The sequence below is a fragment of the Cupriavidus basilensis genome (assembly GCF_029335485.1).
Classification (GTDB): Bacteria; Pseudomonadota; Gammaproteobacteria; order Burkholderiales; family Burkholderiaceae; genus Cupriavidus; species Cupriavidus basilensis_E.
The window spans coordinates 1-442 of sequence record NZ_JARJLM010000418.1 but is presented as its reverse complement, the minus strand read 5'-3'; the positions used below and the strand labels follow the sequence as shown (position 1 = coordinate 442).

Below are 442 nucleotides of genomic sequence, written 5' to 3'. Positions count from 1 at the left end.
CTGGTGGTGGACGGTTTTGGCGCCGGCGGCATGCCGCCGGCGCTGGCCGGGCGCCTGCGCGCGGGCGGCGTGCGGCTCAAGGTGTTTCGTCCCGTGCGGGGGTTCAGCCTGGCGCGCCGGAACTTGCGCCGGCTGCACCGTAAACTGGCGGTGATCGACCAGCAGATCGCCTTTGTCGGCGGCATCAATATCATCGACGACCATAACCATGGGCCGTTCGAAGGCGCAGGGCTGGGCCCGCGCTACGACTTCGCGGTGGAGGTGCGCGGCCCCCTGGTCAACCAGATCGCGCTGACCGCCGAGCGCCTGTGGTGGCAGCTTTCGCTGCGCGGCGAAATGCGCAGCGTGGGCCTGGCGGGGGTGGCGGCGGAATTCCCGCTGATTACCGACCTGCCGTTGCCGAGGCAGGATCATGCCGGCGGCATGCGCGCCGCGCTGCTGC

At 70.8% G+C, this 442-nt stretch carries 1 pseudogene; it reads left to right on the top strand.

Annotation, left to right across the window (positions count from 1 at the left end):
• Positions 1 to 442: pseudogene (locus P3W85_RS24980) on the top strand (cardiolipin synthase ClsB); the annotation flags it as partial.